Origin of the sequence: Klebsiella sp. RCJ4 (assembly GCF_009025755.1) — a bacterium.
Taxonomy (GTDB): domain Bacteria; phylum Pseudomonadota; class Gammaproteobacteria; order Enterobacterales; family Enterobacteriaceae; genus Klebsiella; species Klebsiella michiganensis.
On the sequence record NZ_WCIN01000027.1, the window covers coordinates 85,935 to 100,909 of the forward strand.

The following is a 14,975-nucleotide window of genomic DNA, read 5'->3' on the forward strand; positions in this document are numbered from 1 at the left end:
TAGCGTTCTCAGGCGACAGGCACAACGGAGAGAGAAATTATGTTTGAACCTATGGAACTGACCAACGACGCGGTGATTAAAGTCATCGGCGTCGGCGGCGGCGGCGGTAATGCCGTTGAGCACATGGTGCGCGAGCGCATTGAGGGTGTTGAATTTTTCGCGGTGAACACCGACGCGCAGGCTCTGCGCAAAACGGCTGTTGGCCAGACTATCCAGATCGGTAGCGGTATTACCAAAGGTCTGGGCGCAGGCGCAAACCCGGAAGTCGGCCGTAACGCGGCGGATGAAGACCGTGAAGCGCTGCGTGCCGCCCTTGACGGCGCCGATATGGTGTTTATCGCAGCCGGCATGGGCGGCGGTACCGGAACCGGTGCTGCGCCAGTGGTGGCTGAAGTTGCAAAAGATTTAGGTATCCTGACCGTTGCCGTGGTGACTAAGCCGTTCAATTTTGAAGGCAAGAAGCGCATGGCGTTCGCTGAGCAGGGCATCACCGAGCTGTCCAAGCATGTGGATTCGCTGATCACCATCCCGAACGACAAGCTGCTGAAGGTTCTCGGCCGCGGCATTTCTCTGCTCGACGCTTTCGGTGCGGCCAACGACGTGCTGAAAGGCGCGGTGCAGGGTATCGCTGAGCTGATCACCCGCCCAGGCCTGATGAACGTCGACTTTGCGGACGTGCGTACCGTGATGTCTGAAATGGGCTACGCCATGATGGGCTCCGGCGTGGCGAGCGGTGAAGACCGTGCGGAAGAAGCGGCTGAAATGGCGATCTCTTCTCCGCTGCTGGAAGATATCGATCTGTCCGGCGCGCGTGGCGTTCTGGTCAACATCACTGCGGGCTTCGACCTGCGTCTGGATGAGTTCGAGACCGTAGGTAACACTATCCGCGCATTTGCTTCGGATAACGCCACCGTGGTTATCGGTACCTCTCTGGACCCGGATATGAACGACGAGCTGCGCGTAACCGTCGTTGCTACCGGTATCGGTATGGACAAACGTCCGGAAATCACCCTGGTCACCAACAAACAGGTGCAGCAGCCGGTGATGGATCGTTACCAGCAGCACGGTATGTCTCCACTGACGCAAGAGCAGAAACCGGCCGCAAAAGTGGTCAACGACAATACGCCGCAGGCCGCGAAAGAGCCAGATTATCTGGATATTCCAGCCTTCCTGCGTAAGCAAGCCGATTAAGAATTGGCTGGAAGTTGGGCATCTGCGCTCTTTGTGCTAAACTGGCCTGCCGAATGTATAGTACACTTCGGTTGGATAGGTAACTTGGCGAGATTATACGATGATCAAACAAAGGACTCTTAAACGTATCGTTCAGGCGACTGGCGTCGGTTTGCATACCGGCAAGAAAGTCACCCTGACGTTACGCCCTGCGCCGGCAAATACCGGGGTCATCTATCGTCGCACCGACTTGAATCCACCGGTTGATTTTCCGGCTGATGCCAAATCTGTGCGTGATACCATGCTCTGTACTTGCCTGGTCAATGAGCATGACGTACGGATATCGACGGTTGAGCACCTCAATGCCGCGCTGGCTGGCTTGGGTATCGACAACATTATTATTGAAGTCGATGCGCCGGAAGTCCCAATTATGGACGGTAGTGCGGCTCCGTTCGTTTATCTGTTGCTGGATGCCGGCATCGATGAACTGAACTGCGCTAAGAAATTTGTGCGTATCAAAGAGACAGTTCGCGTTGAAGATGGCGATAAATGGGCCGAATTCAAACCGTACAATGGTTTTTCACTGGACTTCACCATTGATTTTAACCATCCGGCGATTGACTCCAGCAGCCAGCGCTACGCAATGAACTTCTCGGCTGATGCGTTTATGCGCCAGATTAGCCGCGCGCGTACCTTCGGTTTTATGCGTGATATCGAATATCTGCAGTCCCGCGGCCTGTGCCTGGGCGGCAGCTTCGATTGTGCCATCGTTGTTGACGATTATCGCGTACTGAACGAAGACGGTTTGCGCTTTGAAGATGAGTTTGTCCGTCACAAAATGCTGGATGCCATTGGCGACCTCTTTATGTGTGGTCACAACATTATCGGCGCATTTACGGCGTACAAATCCGGTCACGCGTTGAATAACAAACTGCTGCAGGCTGTTCTGGCAAAACAGGAAGCCTGGGAGTATGTGACCTTCGAGGACGACGCAGAAATGCCGCTGGCGTTCCGCGCCCCGACGCTGGTTCTGGCATAAGTCAGACCCGGCAGTAAATTCGACTGGTAACCTGGTACTCTCTCCGGCCAGGGAGCCAGTCGTTTTCTTTTTTATATTCCCGCTGCGTCCTGCTTTGATTTTTAACTGCATTTTTTGCGCGTTCGTTCCTTTTTTAAACGTTTTTCCCCCGCCTGAGACCTCATTCCTGCTGCCGTGACGGCGTATTAATGTTAGTATTTGGACGCAAAATATTTCTTAGGGTTGCTACCAACAAAAGGTAACGTAAGTGAGTGGATTGCTGACGCGCTGGCGACAGTTTGGCAGACGGTATTTCTGGCCGCATCTCCTGTTGGGGATGGTCGCGGCTAGCCTCGGCCTGCCTGCGCTTAGCAATGGTCATGAGCATGAGACCGCGTCGCCCGCTAAAACGACGTCCAGCAACCATAATCCTGCTAAAGTTAATTTTTCTCAGCTAGCGCTGCTGGAATCTTCCAGTCGTCGGCCCAATTTCACGGTTGATTACTGGCATCAGCACGCCATTCGTACGGTCATTCGCCACCTCTCTTTTGCGATGGCCCCGCAGGCGCTGCCGGTAGCGGAAGAGTCTTCACCGCTTCAGGCGCAGCATCTGGCCCTTCTCGACACGCTTAGCGCGCTGTTGACGCAGGAGAGTAAACCTCCGGCCATTGTTCATCTGGCGGCATATAACCCCTCTATTTCCCACTGCGCGTTTCGCGTCTGTACCTGGATTAGCCAGGTGGCCGGCATACGCGCAGGGCCTCAACGTCTCAGCTAAACCAAAAACGGACCATTCTATTTTTTTGTGACACCGCACCGCGGGGCGTTTGAGATTTTATTATGCTAATCAAATTATTAACTAAAGTATTCGGTAGCCGTAACGACCGTACGCTGCGTCGTATGCGCAAGGCCGTCAACGTGATCAACGCCATGGAACCGTCCATGGAAAAACTGTCCGACGACGAACTGAAAGGGAAAACCGCTGAGTTCCGCGCTCGCCTGGAAAAAGGCGAAGCCCTGGAGAGCCTGATCCCGGAAGCCTTTGCCGTCGTGCGTGAAGCCAGTAAACGCGTCTTCGGCATGCGTCACTTTGACGTTCAGCTGCTGGGCGGCATGGTTCTCAACGACCGCTGTATTGCAGAAATGCGTACCGGTGAAGGTAAAACGCTGACCGCAACTCTGCCTGCCTATCTGAATGCGCTGACCGGTAAAGGCGTTCACGTGGTGACCGTCAACGACTATCTGGCGCAGCGTGATGCCGAGAACAACCGCCCGCTGTTTGAATTCCTGGGGATGACCGTTGGCATTAATATGTCCGGCCTGCCTGCGCCTGCCAAGCGTGAAGCCTACGCAGCCGATATTACTTACGGTACCAACAACGAATACGGCTTTGACTATCTGCGCGACAATATGGCCTTCAGTCCTGAAGAGCGCGTACAGCGCAAACTGCACTATGCGCTGGTGGATGAAGTCGACTCCATTCTGATCGATGAAGCGCGTACCCCGCTTATTATTTCCGGCCCGGCTGAAGACAGCTCGGAAATGTACAAGAAGGTGAACAAGATCATTCCGCACCTGGTGCGTCAGGATAAAGAAGACTCCGAAACCTTTACCGGCGAAGGGCACTTCTCCGTCGATGAGAAAGCGCGTCAGGTAAACCTGACCGAACGCGGCCTGGTGCTGATTGAAGAGCTGCTGGTGAATGAAGGTATTATGGAAGAAGGCGAGTCGCTGTACTCACCGACCAATATCATGCTGATGCACCACGTGACCGCCGCGCTGCGCGCGCATGTGCTGTTCACCCGCGATGTTGATTACATCGTGAAAGATGGCGAAGTGATCATCGTCGACGAACACACCGGCCGTACGATGCAGGGGCGCCGCTGGTCCGATGGCCTGCACCAGGCCGTTGAAGCGAAAGAAGGCGTTGATATTCAGAACGAGAACCAGACGCTGGCTTCAATTACCTTCCAGAACTATTTCCGCCTGTACGAGAAGCTGGCAGGGATGACCGGTACCGCCGATACCGAAGCGTTTGAATTTAGCTCAATCTATAAGCTGGATACCGTTGTGGTTCCGACCAACCGTCCGATGATTCGTAAAGACATGGCGGACCTGGTCTATATGACCGAAGCGGAAAAAATTCAGGCCATTATCGAAGATATTAAGCAGCGTACCGCCGCGGGTCAGCCGGTGCTGGTGGGTACCATTTCTATCGAAAAATCAGAAGTGGTCTCTAATGAATTAACGAAGGCGGGCATCAAGCACAACGTGCTGAACGCGAAATTCCACGCCAGCGAAGCGGACATCGTTGCGCAGGCGGGCTATCCGTCTGCGGTAACCATTGCGACCAACATGGCCGGCCGTGGTACCGACATTATGCTTGGCGGTAGCTGGCAGGCCGAGGTCGCCCAGCTGGAAGACCCGACTCCGGAACAGATTGCGCAGATCAAAGCCGACTGGCAGGTTCGTCACGATGCGGTACTGGCTGCGGGCGGTCTGCATATCATCGGTACCGAACGCCATGAATCCCGCCGTATTGATAACCAGCTCCGCGGTCGTTCAGGCCGTCAGGGGGACGCCGGTTCTTCCCGTTTCTATCTGTCGATGGAAGATGCCCTGATGCGTATCTTCGCGTCTGACCGCGTGTCCGGCATGATGCGTAAACTGGGTATGAAGCCGGGTGAGGCTATCGAGCATCCGTGGGTGACCAAAGCGATTGCCAACGCGCAGCGTAAAGTCGAGAGCCGCAACTTCGATATTCGTAAGCAGCTGCTGGAATATGACGATGTGGCTAACGATCAGCGTCGCGCTATTTACACCCAGCGTAATGAGCTGCTCGATGTGACCGACGTGAGCGAGACGATTAACAGCATTCGTGAAGACGTATTTAAAGCGACCATCGATGCCCATATTCCTCCGCAGTCGCTGGAAGAGATGTGGGATATTGAAGGCCTGCAGGAGCGTCTGAAAAATGACTTCGACCTCGAGCTGCCGCTCAAAGAGTGGCTGGATAAAGAGCCGGAGCTTCATGAAGAAACGCTGCGTGAGCGCATTCTGCAGAGCGCCATTGAAACCTATCAGCGTAAGGAAGAAGTGGTTGGCGCTGAGATGATGCGTCACTTCGAAAAAGGCGTCATGCTGCAAACGCTGGACTCCCTGTGGAAAGAGCACCTGGCGGCGATGGACTACCTGCGTCAGGGGATCCACCTGCGCGGCTATGCGCAGAAAGATCCGAAGCAGGAATATAAGCGTGAATCTTTCTCCATGTTCGCTTCAATGCTGGAATCCCTGAAATATGAAGTGATCAGTACTCTGAGCAAAGTTCAGGTGCGGATGCCGGAAGAGGTTGAAGCGATGGAGCAGCAGCGTCGTGAAGAAGCTGAGCGTCTGGCGCAGATGCAGCAGCTGAGCCATCAGGACGATGATAGCGCAGCCGCGGCCGCGCTGGCTGAACAAACCGGCGAGCGTAAAGTGGGTCGTAACGATCCTTGCCCGTGCGGTTCTGGCAAAAAATACAAGCAGTGCCACGGTCGCCTGAGCTAAGCTTTTACAATATTGAATACCAGGGCGCAGATATCTGCGCCTTTTTTATGGAATGAAGACAATGAAAACGCTGCAAATTTCAGTGGGTATTATCCGTAATTCGCAAGGGGAGATTTTTATCACTCAGCGGGCCGCCGATGCGCATATGGCGAACAAGCTTGAATTCCCGGGCGGTAAAATTGAAGAGGGCGAGTCGTCCGAACAGGCCTTAGTGCGCGAACTGCAGGAAGAGGTCGGCATTACAGCTAAAGCTTACAGCCTGTTTGATAAGCTGGAGTACCAGTTTCCCGATCGCCATATCACGCTGTGGTTCTGGCTGGTGAACAGCTGGGAAGGCGAGCCGTGGGGGAAAGAAGGGCAGCCGGGACGCTGGATGGCGCAGAGCGCGCTCGTTGCTGAGGATTTCCCGCCGGCAAACGAACCCGTCATTACGAAGTTAATTCAAGGTTCTCAGATCGGGTAGGGTGCGCCTGCATCCGGCAAATCAGGGCGGGCCTGCACATGCCCGCCCGAAATCCGTTACTCTTTTTCTTCGCTCCAGCCGTCGCTATCTGACAGATCGCTGCTGCTCGGGATACGTTTCTCTTCCGCTGCCCATTCGCCTAAATCGATAAGCTGACAGCGTTTGGAGCAGAACGGGCGATGCCGGCTCTGCTCATTCCAGACCACAATTTTGCCGCAGGTTGGGCAGTTGACGGTTATCTCTTCTGACATATTGACTCCTTAACAGCAGGCCAGTTCAAAATCAAAACGCTCCGGCACGATGCCGTGCTCGCTGTCCAGCGGCATAAAGCGGATGGCAAAGCGGCTCTTGTGGCCTGATATTTGGGGGTAGAGCTGGCTGGCAAGATCCAACCGCAGACGCAGCAGATCGGCATCTTCGCCGTTGTCCTGATAAAAACCGTTCAGGCTGGTCTGCTTACGGAAGGGGGCCGAGTTACGGATGAGATCGAGAATGAGCATCAGCGATTGCGTCAGCGGTTCCAGGCTGGCCAGCCACTTACCGACCTGCTCATCGCGATATTCCTGCGGCATATGCAGCCAGATGTGCAGCGTCGGAAGATCGAAGCTACAGCAGCCGCCCGGGATACTCAGGCGTTGGCGTACCAGGGCGATCAGGCGATCCTCTCGCAGGTACTGGCCGATACGCGGCGCCGACATTAACGTACTGCCTGATTGCTTCAGCTGCTGACGCAGTTCGTTGATACGATCCTGATCAACCCCAGGGACTTCCGCCCAGGATTGCAGCTTCCTCTGCTGGCGATCCAGCTCTTTCATCAGATCGGTACGTACTTCACCGCGTTCAAAAACATCTAAAAGGTCGCCGATATTGCGGAAAAAATGCAGCGCATCCGCATGGCTGGTAATGGCGGGATGTACGGTCAGCTGCTGAAGCAAAAACTCAATACGCAGCCAGGTGCGCATTTTTTCATTAAGCGGATGTTCAAATAGAACAGGGGTAGACATTACGGTTTTTCCTGTGAGGCGGCCTGCGCTGCCAGCTGTTGATACTTTGCATGCAGGCGGGCGACAGCTGATGCGATGGCATCAGGTGAACCCATATTTTCAATAACATCATCCGCAACGGCAAGGCGCTGCTCGCGCGTTGCCTGAGCGGCAAGAATATGTTCCGCATGTTGCCGACTGACCCGATCGCGAAGCATCGTGCGCGCTATCTGCGTCTCTTTCGGCACATCGACAACAAGGACCCGATCGGCTTTGGCGGACAAACGGTTTTCGACCAGTAAAGGTACAACCCAGAGAATATAAGACGAGGTGGCAAGCTGCATCTGACGACGCGTTTCCTGCTGAATTTGCGGGTGCAGCAGCGCGTTTAGCCAGTTCTTATCCTCTGCATGAGCGAAAATATGTTCACGCAGAGCGCGACGGTTAAGGGTGCCATCTTTGTTCAGGATCTGCGGACCGAAGCGTTGAGCAATTGCGTTTAGCCCCGGGGTGCCGGGCTCGACCACCTGGCGCGCGATAATGTCAGCATCAATAACGTTAACCCCGAGGTGTGAGAATGCGTCGGCTACGGTACTTTTACCGCTACCGATGCCGCCTGTTAACGCTACCGTGTATGTCATACACCTCAATCCTGAAACTGACTACATGCACATTTTTCAATAACAGAGCCGTGATTTACGACGCGACGACGCCACTGCGATAGTGGCTTTATCGACGTGATATCAACCAATAAATGGCTGTCACCACGTACCCTGGTTCTTTTTGCGCATGTAAATCAAATGGTTAAAAATGATACGCCTGCGATGGGATATCGCAAATTCGCTTTTGGCTGTTCACCAGGTAAATTTATACGATTGTAGCGTAAAAAAAGTGAAAATCGCAGTCTTGCGCGGCCATGATTCGTGCGTATGATAACGTCACTGGAGTTGTGCTCTCACAATAATGCAATTAACCCCAGGAATTCGCACATGCGTATTGAAGAAGATTTGAAGCTTGGTTTTAAAGACGTTCTTATCCGCCCGAAACGTTCTACCCTCAAAAGCCGTTCTGACGTACAGCTGGAACGTGAATTCACTTTCAAACATTCTGGCCAGACCTGGTCTGGTGTGCCGATCATTGCTGCTAACATGGACACCGTTGGCACGTTTGCCATGGCTAAAGCCCTGGCTTCATTTGGCGTTTTGACCGCCGTACATAAGCATTACAGCGTTGAACAGTGGCAGGCGTTTGTTCAGAGCGTATCGGCAGATGTCGTGCAGCACGTCATGGTCTCTACCGGCACCTCCGATGCGGATTTTGAGAAAACAAAACAGATTCTGATCCAAAATCCGCAGCTTAGCTTTGTGTGCATTGACGTGGCGAATGGCTATTCAGAGCACTTCGTGCAGTTTGTCGCGAAAGCCCGCGAAGCCTGGCCGCAGAAAACCATTATTGCGGGCAACGTTGTGACCGGCGAAATGTGCGAAGAGCTGATTCTTTCGGGGGCTGATATCGTTAAGGTGGGTATCGGTCCGGGCTCCGTATGTACAACTCGCGTGAAAACCGGCGTCGGCTATCCGCAGCTTTCCGCAGTGATTGAGTGTGCCGATGCGGCGCACGGCCTGGGCGGGCAGATTATCAGCGACGGCGGATGTACTATGCCGGGCGATGTGGCTAAAGCCTTCGGCGGCGGCGCGGATTTCGTGATGCTTGGCGGTATGCTGGCCGGTCACGAAGAGAGCGGCGGTACCGTGGTTGAAGAAAACGGCGAAAAATTCATGCTGTTCTACGGCATGAGCTCGGAGTCGGCGATGACCCGTCACGTTGGCGGCGTAGCCCAGTACCGTGCGGCTGAAGGCAAAACCGTTAAGCTGCCTCTGCGCGGCCCGGTTGAAAACACCGCGCGCGATATTCTTGGCGGCCTGCGTTCCGCATGCACCTACGTAGGTGCTTCACGGCTGAAAGAACTGACTAAACGCACGACTTTTATTCGCGTACAGGAACAAGAGAACCGCGTGTTCAACAGCCTGTAATGCCGTTCGCTGGCGCGTTTGCGCCAGCGTTATCCCCCCATTCCGCTAATGGCGTCGCCCAGATGAAAAATGGGTAAATACATCGCCACCACCAGCACGCCGACAATCGTTCCGGTCACTACCAACATCATCGGTTCCAGCAAGGTCGCCAGATTATCTGCCTGCTGATGCGTCTGCTCACTATGGTGACGAGCCAGATTTTCCAGCATGGTATCCAGCGAACCCGAAGCTTCACCGGTACGGATCAGTTGTAGGCAAAGCGGCGTGAAGCCTCCGCCGTTGGCGAGCGCCTGCCAGATGGGATCGCCGTGGGTAATTTGCCGGCAAACCTGCTGGAGCCTCTGCCGCCATAGCGGGCAGCTCAGGGTTTCCTCCACGCTTTGCAGGCCTTGCAGAAAGCTGATTCCGGCGCTTTGCGTCAATGCGAGTACGGTAAAAATCTGGCTAAGCCGCTGGCCGCATAGCAGTTTGCCAAACACCGGCAGCGTATGGAGCAGCTTCTGACGGTACAGCAGCCAGCCTGGCCGCTGGCAAATCAGCCGGTTGAGTATTGCAGGTAAAATACCCAGGGCAGCGAGCAGTGGCCAACAGCGAGTTAACCCTTCGCCAATGCTTATTACCGCGCGGGTCAGCCACGGCAGCGGGGTGTTGAAGGTTTGATATATAGCGGCGAACTCCGGTAAGACAAAGCACAGCATTCCCATCACCACCAGCAGCGCCAGGGATAAGATAATCAACGGGTAGCGCAGCGCTTTTTTCACTTTTTCGGTGAGGAGCAGCTGCTCTCGCTGCTGCCTGGCCAACTGAGCGCAGCAAAGTTCCAGTTTACCGGTAAGTTCACCGGTGCGAATCATGGCCAGATAGAGCGGAGGGAACGCCTCAGGCCATTTTTCCAGGGAGCCTGAAAGCGAAATGCCCTGCGCCAGATCCTCCGCCAGGGTTTGCAGCAGCGCCTGCCATTGCGCATTGGGCTGCTGCTGCGCCAGCAGTTCCAGCCCCTCGGCCAGGGGGAGACCGGCCTGAAGAAGCGCGGCCAGCTGGCGGATGATTTCGCCACTGTAGCGCGGATGCCAGAGGGCGCTTTGCACGCTACAGCGGCGCAGCGTCAGCGGGATAATTCGCTGCCGCTGCAGAGCCTGCAATGCCTCAGGGCGATTATCCTGCCAGAGCGTTCCCTGGCAGGGAATGCCCTGGAGAGAGAGACCGCGCCAGCGCCACAGTCGTTTAGTCGCCATGCGGTATCCCCAACACGCGAACGACCTCTTCCAGACTTGTCATCCCACGTTCGACGGCCAGACAGCCGCTCTCAAACAGCGTCATCATACCGGATTCGCGCGCCAGGGACTCGATCTCTCCGGCGCTAAGACCCTGAGTAATCGCCTGCCGTAACGCGGTGGTGACGGGGAGCAGCTCAAATAGCGCCAGGCGACCGTAGTAGCCGTGATAGCAGTGCTGACAGCCCGGAGCCTGCCAGCGAGGAAGCGCCCGCGGCCACAGGCTGTGTGGAACATCGGCCGAACTGCCGGTTTCCTGGCGGCAGTGCGGGCACAGTTTGCGTACCAGGCGTTGAGCAACCACCAGAGAAAGCGCGGATGAGATCATCCAGCGCGCAACGCCCATCTGCTGCAGGCGAACCAGCGTTTCACTGGTTGAATTGGTGTGCAGCGTTGAGAGAACCAGGTGCCCGGTTTGCGCTGCTTTTATCGCAATTTCAGCGGTTTCTGCATCGCGTATCTCCCCGACCATCACGATATCAGGATCCTGGCGTAGCAGGGCGCGCAGTACGCTGTGAAAGGTTAAGCCCGCCCGCGGATTAATCTGCGTCTGATTCATCCCCACGATGGGGATCTCCAGCGGATCTTCAACGCTGCATATATTGACCTCGTCGCGATTCCGCGCCTGCAGCGCGCTGTACAAAGTGACGGTTTTCCCACTTCCCGTCGGGCCGGTGACCAGCATCAGCCCCTGAGGTTGGTTAAGCGCCGCGCGAAAGACGGCAAGCTGCTGAGACGATAGCCCCAGCGCTTCGAGGTCCAGCGCTTGTTCGACCTGATGTAATAAGCGAAGGACGATTTTTTCCCCGCCGCGGCAGGGAAGCGTGGCGATCCGAAACGAGATCGGGCGGTCTGCGAGCGTGAGGGTAAACTGACCGTCCTGCGGTACCCGGTGTTCAGCGATATCCAGATTGCTGAGCACTTTAAGTCGGGCGGTGATGGGGGCGGCGAGTTCCGGCGCAAGCGGCGCAAGAGAATGGAGTACGCCATCTACCCGCAGGCGAATTCTCAGGCGATCGTCACCGGGTTCAATATGAATATCCGATGCGCGCTGGCGCAGGGCCTGTTCCAGAAGGCTATTTACCTGTTCAACGATGCTGGCCGAGGCTTCAACAGGCGGGGTGAGGGTTGATATTCCCGGCGTCTGCAGCCGCTTGTCCATCTGGTCCTGGCTCCAGCACTCGATATCAATCCTTTTCTGCGTCGCGAAACGTAACGCTTCCAGCAGCTCCGGGGCGGGGGCGTCAACCACGGCGATAGCGATGGTGTGTTCATTACTATCGAGCAGTAAGGCCTGATAGCGCTGGCAAAGAGGTATCAATTGTTCAGTTTTCATTGCCGCGCCCTCAGTTAAAACGGAACACGTCTTCACAGGCCTGCTTGAGTGCGCTATCGCCGGTAATGTTGCACACTCGCTGCCAGCCGGTGATGCCGTTAGCGTTATCCCAGGTCGGCGTCAGCGTGACGCTTAAGCCATTAAGGCTTTCCTGCCCGGTGAGCGTGACAACGCCTGTGGCGACGGTCATAGCCGAAACGTAGCGGGTTGTGGCGGGCGAGGGAATACCGTTGCTGCCGCCATCGCAGGTGGTTAATCCGCCGTGCTCCAGCGCGCACAGCTCAATGGCGGTGCGGAACGGGACGAAGGTTTGCAGCATATCGGTAAGCGCCGCTTTTCGCAGATAGTTCTGATAAGCCGGAATGCCGATTGCGCTGAGAATGGCGATGATCCCAATGACCACCATAAGTTCGATGAGGGTAAAGCCGCGTTGTTTGTCCATAAGTTGCTCCTTGTTATCTTCGGGAGCACTTTGCCGGGGTTTGTTTAGCGATACGAGCGGCAGATCGCGTCTGGAGAAGCACGCTTCCAGGCTTTTTTTGCGGGTTGCATTGAGGGATTATTGGCGTGCGAACCGGCTCGCAAAAGTGCGCCCCGGCATCAACGACGAACCGGGGCAGGGGGATTAGCGGAAGCGCATAGAGAGATCGAGAGCGCGGACGTGCTTGGTCAACGCGCCAACGGAGATGTAATCGACGCCGGTTTCAGCAAATTCACGAATAGTCTCGAATGTGACGTTGCCGGAGACTTCCAGCGCCGCCTGGCCGTTGGTGTGTTTGACCGCTTCGCGCATCAGGTCGGTAGTGAAGTTGTCGAGCATAATGATGTCAGCGCCGGCTTTCAGCGCTTCATCCAGCTCTTCAAGGGTTTCGACTTCCACCTCAACCGGCACATCCGGGTGCAGCCAGAACGCTTTTTCAACCGCCTGCCGTACCGAGCCGGAAGCGATAATATGGTTCTCTTTAATCAGAAAGGCATCGGAGAGGCCCAGGCGATGATTGGCCCCGCCGCCGCACAGGACCGCATATTTCAGCGCCGTGCGCAGGCCCGGCAGCGTTTTGCGCGTATCGAGCAGTTGAGTTTTGGTGCCTGCCAGCAGGTCGACATAGCGGCGGACTTCGCTGGCCACCCCGGAGAGCGTCTGCACGAAATTGAGTGCGGTACGTTCGCCGGTGAGCAGGATCCGCGAAGGGCCTTCCAGCTCGAATAGCGGCTGATTGGCTTTTAGCGCGTCGCCATCGGCAACGTGCCAGGTGAAGTTAACGTCGTCGCCCGCAAGCTGAATAAAGACTTCTTCTACCCAGCGTTTACCGCAAAACACGCCGTCTTCACGGGTGATGACGACGGCATGCGAGCGCGCATCCTGCGGCAATAATTGCGCGCTAATATCGTTGTTCGCATCCACTTCACCGCCTAAATCTTCCCGCAGGGATTGAGAGACGGCATCGGTAATATCAAGATTAATACGCTCCAGCAGCGCGTCACGGCGGCGGTCGGGATTGTAGCGACGAGGCGTCATGATAAAGCTCCAGATAGATAAGATTCAGAAGTGGGAAACATGCTAACCTGAACGACGTTTCTGTACCACATCCGCGTCCTTTCGTCGGCGGCGCCAGCGTGAAGTTTTGGCGTTAGCCAGCCGAGCGAGCGTGGGTATGATGCCGGGGATTGTTTGGTCACGGTGCCACGAATGCATAAGCTAGTAAAAGGAGACTCAACATGCAGTTGAACGGGGGATGGCTGGAAGAGGCGCGTCGGGTTCCTTCGCCGCACCACGATAGCCGCCCGGATAATGAACCCCCCTCTTTGCTGGTGGTGCATAATATAAGCCTGCCGCCCGGTGAATTTGGCGGGCCATGGATTGATGCCCTGTTCACCGGTACGCTCGATCCGAATGCGCACCCTTTTTTTGCTGAAATCGCGCATCTTCGCGTTTCGGCACACTGTCTGATTCGCCGCGACGGTGAAATCGTGCAGTATGTGCCTTTCGACCAGCGCGCCTGGCACGCGGGGGTTTCCAGCTATCACGGGCGCGAGCGCTGTAATGATTTTTCGATAGGCATTGAGCTGGAAGGGACCGACGAGCTGGCTTATACCGACGCGCAGTATCAGCAGCTGGTTGCCGTTTCCCGTCAGCTTATCTCGCGCTATCCGGCGATAGCTGACAATATCACCGGCCATAGCGATATTGCGCCAGTGCGTAAAACGGATCCCGGCCCGGCTTTTGACTGGGTAAAATTTCGCGGTCTGTTAACCCCGTCGTCAGAATAAGGAGATGCCATGACGTTGTTCACTACGCTGTTAGTCCTCATTGCCGAGCGTTTGTTTAAGCTGGGCGAGCACTGGCAGCTCGATCACCGGCTGGAAGTGCTGTTTCGCCGGGTAAAGCATTATTCCCTGCTCACTACCCTACTGATGACGGTCGCGGCGGCGGCGGTCGTGTTTATTATTCAGCGTCTGCTGCAGGGGCAGCTGTTTAACATTCCTCTGCTGGTGTTCTGGATCCTGCTGGGCCTGCTGTGCATCGGCGCGGGCAAAGTCCGTCTGCACTATCACGCCTACCTGAAGGCGGCGGCGCGCGATGATAGCCGCGCCTGCGACGCCATGGCCAGCGAGCTCACCCTGATCCACGGCGTGCCGCCCGGCTGCGACCAGCGTGAATATCTGAGCGAGCTGCAAAACGCGCTGCTGTGGATTAACTACCGCTACTATCTCGCTCCGCTGTTCTGGTTCGTTGTCGGCGGGCCGTGGGGACCGTTAACCCTGATTGCCTACTGTACGCTGCGGGCCTGGCAGACCTGGCTGGCGCGTTATCAGACGCCGCGTCATCGCTTACAGTCGGGTATTGACGGCATTCTGCACGTGGTCGACTGGGTTCCGGTACGTCTGGTCGGCGTGGTGTACGCGCTGGTTGGGCACGGGGAAAAGGCTTTGCCTGCGTGGTTTGCCTCGCTGGGCGACCTCCACTCTTCGCAGTATCAGGTGCTGACGCGCCTGGCGCAGTATTCGCTGGCGCGCGAGCCGCATGTGGATAAAGTGGCGACGCCGAAGGCGGCGGTCTCCATGGCGAAAAAAACATCGCTGGTGGTGGTGGTGATTATGGCGCTGCTGACGATTTACGGTACGCTGATTTAAGCACCTGCCCGCTGGCG

General features: G+C 56.0%; 15 protein-coding genes. 8 read left to right on the top strand and 7 right to left on the bottom strand.

What is annotated here, in order from left to right; all coding sequences use genetic code 11:
- The first annotated feature begins 39 nt into the window (after positions 1 to 39).
- From ftsZ to mutT, 5 genes are all read left to right on the top strand, one after another.
- Positions 40 to 1,191 carry a cell division protein FtsZ gene (gene ftsZ, locus F8562_RS08905; RefSeq protein WP_004098597.1) on the top strand — a complete coding sequence of 384 codons (1,152 nt, stop codon included), beginning with the start codon at positions 40 to 42 and terminating at the stop codon, positions 1,189 to 1,191.
- A 100-nt stretch (positions 1,192 to 1,291) separates the two neighbouring features.
- The gene (lpxC, locus tag F8562_RS08910) at positions 1,292 to 2,209 is read left to right on the top strand and encodes a UDP-3-O-acyl-N-acetylglucosamine deacetylase (RefSeq protein WP_004098599.1); all 918 of its coding nucleotides are present in this window, start codon (positions 1,292 to 1,294) and stop codon (positions 2,207 to 2,209) included.
- Positions 2,210 to 2,456: 247 nt separating this feature from the next.
- The gene (gene secM, locus F8562_RS08915; RefSeq protein WP_014837406.1) at positions 2,457 to 2,966 is read left to right on the top strand and encodes a secA translation cis-regulator SecM; all 510 of its coding nucleotides are present in this window, start codon (positions 2,457 to 2,459) and stop codon (positions 2,964 to 2,966) included.
- 62 nt (positions 2,967 to 3,028) lie between these two features.
- Positions 3,029 to 5,734 carry a preprotein translocase subunit SecA gene (gene secA / locus F8562_RS08920; protein ID WP_004098603.1) on the top strand — a complete coding sequence of 902 codons (2,706 nt, stop codon included), beginning with the start codon at positions 3,029 to 3,031 and terminating at the stop codon, positions 5,732 to 5,734.
- A gap of 61 nt (positions 5,735 to 5,795) precedes the next feature.
- Positions 5,796 to 6,197, top strand: a complete 402-nt coding sequence (gene mutT / locus F8562_RS08925) for an 8-oxo-dGTP diphosphatase MutT (protein ID WP_014227925.1) — start codon at positions 5,796 to 5,798, stop codon at positions 6,195 to 6,197.
- A gap of 56 nt (positions 6,198 to 6,253) precedes the next feature.
- Here the strand turns inward: mutT and yacG are convergent, their stop codons facing one another.
- Genes yacG through coaE form a run of 3 tightly spaced genes read right to left on the bottom strand, consistent with a single transcriptional unit; the run spans position 6,254 to position 7,821 of the window.
- Positions 6,254 to 6,448 carry a DNA gyrase inhibitor YacG gene (yacG, locus tag F8562_RS08930; RefSeq protein ID WP_014227926.1) on the bottom strand — a complete coding sequence of 65 codons (195 nt, stop codon included), beginning with the start codon at positions 6,446 to 6,448 and terminating at the stop codon, positions 6,254 to 6,256.
- 9 nt (positions 6,449 to 6,457) lie between these two features.
- On the bottom strand, positions 6,458 to 7,201 hold the full coding sequence (zapD, locus tag F8562_RS08935) for a cell division protein ZapD (protein ID WP_014227927.1): 744 nt from the start codon (positions 7,199 to 7,201) through the stop codon (positions 6,458 to 6,460).
- Positions 7,201 to 7,821 carry a dephospho-CoA kinase gene (coaE, locus tag F8562_RS08940; RefSeq protein ID WP_004098610.1) on the bottom strand — a complete coding sequence of 207 codons (621 nt, stop codon included), beginning with the start codon at positions 7,819 to 7,821 and terminating at the stop codon, positions 7,201 to 7,203. Before coaE ends, zapD begins: the two co-directional genes overlap by 1 nt.
- 348 nt (positions 7,822 to 8,169) lie before the next feature.
- Between coaE and F8562_RS08945 the strand changes: the two genes are divergently transcribed.
- A complete protein-coding gene (locus F8562_RS08945; protein WP_009654638.1) occupies positions 8,170 to 9,213 on the top strand; it encodes a GMP reductase in 1,044 nt (347 codons plus the stop codon).
- A 29-nt stretch (positions 9,214 to 9,242) separates the two neighbouring features.
- Here the strand turns inward: F8562_RS08945 and hofC are convergent, their stop codons facing one another.
- The 4 genes from hofC to nadC all read right to left on the bottom strand — a co-directional run bounded on the left by hofC (position 9,243) and on the right by nadC (position 13,342).
- Positions 9,243 to 10,448: a protein transport protein HofC gene (gene hofC, locus F8562_RS08950; RefSeq protein ID WP_032694420.1), complete on the bottom strand. Its 1,206-nt coding sequence runs from the start codon at positions 10,446 to 10,448 to the stop codon at positions 9,243 to 9,245.
- Positions 10,438 to 11,823, bottom strand: coding sequence for a type II secretion system protein GspE (gene gspE / locus F8562_RS08955; RefSeq protein WP_014837408.1), 1,386 nt, complete (start codon positions 11,821 to 11,823; stop codon positions 10,438 to 10,440). The genes hofC and gspE overlap by 11 nt, the downstream gene beginning before the upstream one ends.
- A 10-nt stretch (positions 11,824 to 11,833) precedes the next feature.
- On the bottom strand, positions 11,834 to 12,265 hold the full coding sequence (ppdD, locus tag F8562_RS08960; protein ID WP_014227930.1) for a prepilin peptidase-dependent pilin: 432 nt from the start codon (positions 12,263 to 12,265) through the stop codon (positions 11,834 to 11,836).
- Between the two features lie 183 nt (positions 12,266 to 12,448).
- On the bottom strand, positions 12,449 to 13,342 hold the full coding sequence (gene nadC, locus F8562_RS08965; protein WP_089046415.1) for a carboxylating nicotinate-nucleotide diphosphorylase: 894 nt from the start codon (positions 13,340 to 13,342) through the stop codon (positions 12,449 to 12,451).
- A gap of 200 nt (positions 13,343 to 13,542) precedes the next feature.
- On the opposite strand from nadC, the gene ampD reads away from it, so the two are divergent.
- Both ampD and ampE read left to right on the top strand, forming a co-directional pair.
- The gene (ampD, locus tag F8562_RS08970) at positions 13,543 to 14,094 is read left to right on the top strand and encodes a 1,6-anhydro-N-acetylmuramyl-L-alanine amidase AmpD (RefSeq protein WP_094909466.1); all 552 of its coding nucleotides are present in this window, start codon (positions 13,543 to 13,545) and stop codon (positions 14,092 to 14,094) included.
- A 9-nt stretch (positions 14,095 to 14,103) separates the two neighbouring features.
- Positions 14,104 to 14,958: a beta-lactamase regulator AmpE gene (ampE, locus tag F8562_RS08975; RefSeq protein WP_014227933.1), complete on the top strand. Its 855-nt coding sequence runs from the start codon at positions 14,104 to 14,106 to the stop codon at positions 14,956 to 14,958.
- The last annotated feature ends 17 nt before the right edge of the window (positions 14,959 to 14,975 follow it).